The organism is Intrasporangium sp., from assembly GCF_035280925.1.
Taxonomy (GTDB): Bacteria; Actinomycetota; Actinomycetes; order Actinomycetales; family Dermatophilaceae; genus Intrasporangium.
In genome coordinates, this window is sequence record NZ_DATEEY010000124.1 from 1 (window position 1) to 2,013 (window position 2,013).

Sequence of the window (2,013 nt, forward strand, 5' to 3'; positions counted from 1 at the left end):
CTACAGCCTCGGCACCCGCAGCGTAATCTCGGCCCTCGACTTGTGCGCGGCGGCTGTCTGGCGGCTGAGCGACGGCCAACCGCTGAGCGGCGGTAAGGAACAGGATCTCGACGGAGCCTTCTCAAATGGACGCAGCTCACGCCTGGTCCGCTGCGGGACTGGCTCGTGAGGGCTAGTGAGAGCGCCGAGTACCCCGCGATCAGGGAGTTCCGGCACGGTTTCACGCACCGGCTGGTGAGCCGCCACGTCAAGGTCCTTCTGGGCCAGCCGACCCGCTCGGAGTTCGAGTCGGAGGTTGGCAACTTCCGGCAGACGGCGATAGCGCATCTCCAGCTGGCGGCGCCCTTCGCCGTCGCGCAGTTCTCAGCCTTCTGCGACGCGGCCATCGACCAGTACCAGTAAGACAAGCCGGCCGGGCGTCCCCTTCCCAGGGTTGGCACTCCGGCCGGCCGTGTCTCCGCTCGCGGCTAGGTCGATGGCCTCACCCCCTGGGATGCACCTTCCAAGCGCTCTGAGCCGCGCTCCTCCACCTGGGGGAACGGTTGGTCGTGGGCCGGGCGCCGTCGACGACTGACATAGCCGCCCCGCACGCGCCCGTATGCCTCGGGATGAAGGCGCCGCTCCAGTTGCATGAGGCTCCAGACCTTGCTGCCGTCGACCCGGATGTAAGGCTCGACGTCGGCCGCTGCCCGCTGGATGGTGGCGAGGTCGACGCCGAGCAGCTCGGCGCACCGCTCCAGCGGCGCGGCGCTCGGCCGAGAGTAGGCCGGGTCGTCCGCTTCCCAGGTTCCCACGACCGATAGAGTAGGTGAACATACGTTCGGAGAACAGTGGGGCGACTAAGACAAGTCGGCCGGGGCCGTCGCCGCGGTTGGACAAGTTGGTGTTCGACAGCCCTCTTGTGGCCATAGCCAGACGGGGGAGCTAAACAAGCCTCCCCCGCCTGACCCTTTGGCCCTTCCCTGGCTACGCGCGAGCACGGCCACCTTGGCCTCGCGGCCCAGGTCTGGCGCCCGGCCGCCTGCGAGCCTGGAGCGGGCGGCTCCCGCCGGGGGGCCAACGGGAAACCGCCCACACCTCGTGGACCGGTCACCGGATAGAGCGCTTGTGCGGCTGCAGCCGTTACCTCATGTGGAGGCTGTGGAGCTGGCCGGCGCCAGCCAACCGAGCAGCTACCTCTGACCGTGGTGGAGCGTGACGGTCTGGGTCAGTGAGATTGATGCCCCGCTGGTCAGCAGCACATAGCCGCTCACCTGTGCCTCGCCAACGTGGAACCGGAAGCCGACCGCCTGGGCCTGCACCGAGCAGGATCTGACCGCTGTCGCTGCTGTCGACGAGGTCGGGCTGCCCAGCAAGGTCAGCCTTTCCATGCGCTGATTGAGCCGTCGGGTGAGCGTAGTAGAGAGCGTAGGCGGTAGATGACGGTAGAAGATGGGCTGGGTCGGCCGGGCGACCGCCGGTCAGCCCGGGGGGCGGAGCACGGCGAACTGGTCGGTGATCTCCAGGCGCTGGCTCTGGAACCGGAATAGCGCCGCCGGGCGGCCGCCGGACCGTCCTGGAGCGCGTGACTCGCCCGTCTGTTCCAGCACGCCGCGGCGCAGCAGCACCCGCTGCAGGTTGGTGGCGGATACGTCGTGGCCGAGCGCCGCCCGGTACACCGCCCGCAGCTCCGAGATCGTGAAGCATGCGGGCGCAAGCGCGAAGCCGATGTTGGTGTAGGACAGCTTGGCCCGAAGGCGCTCGCGACCGGCCAGCACGATCACACCGTGGTCGAACGCCAGCTCCGGGAGGGCGTTCACCGGATGCCAGGAGGTGTCCTGGGGCACCGCCGGGTCGTGATGGGTGGGCACCAGCCCCAGATAGGCGGTGGCGATCACGCGCCCTGGATGCCTGGCCGGGTCGCTGCGCGTCTCCAGCTGCTCAAGGTGGGCCAGCTCTCGGACGTCGACCTTGGCGGCCAGATGCCGGCGGATCGATGCCTCCAGCGTCTCGCTTGGGCCAAGCAGGCCCCCG

The 2,013-nt window shown here is 69.1% G+C and carries 3 protein-coding genes; 1 reads left to right on the top strand and 2 read right to left on the bottom strand.

The window, feature by feature from the left end; translation table 11 throughout:
• The first annotated feature begins 165 nt into the window (after positions 1-165).
• Positions 166-402, top strand: coding sequence for a hypothetical protein (locus tag VJN29_RS11910; protein ID WP_324143849.1), 237 nt, complete (start codon positions 166-168; stop codon positions 400-402).
• A 65-nt stretch (positions 403-467) separates the two neighbouring features.
• On the opposite strand, the gene VJN29_RS11915 is transcribed toward VJN29_RS11910, so the two are convergent.
• A complete protein-coding gene (locus VJN29_RS11915; protein WP_324143850.1) occupies positions 468-794 on the bottom strand; it encodes a hypothetical protein in 327 nt (108 codons plus the stop codon).
• A gap of 666 nt (positions 795-1,460) precedes the next feature.
• Positions 1,461-2,013: NUDIX hydrolase (locus VJN29_RS11920; protein ID WP_324143851.1), on the bottom strand; the 553-nt coding region annotated here is incomplete at its 5' end.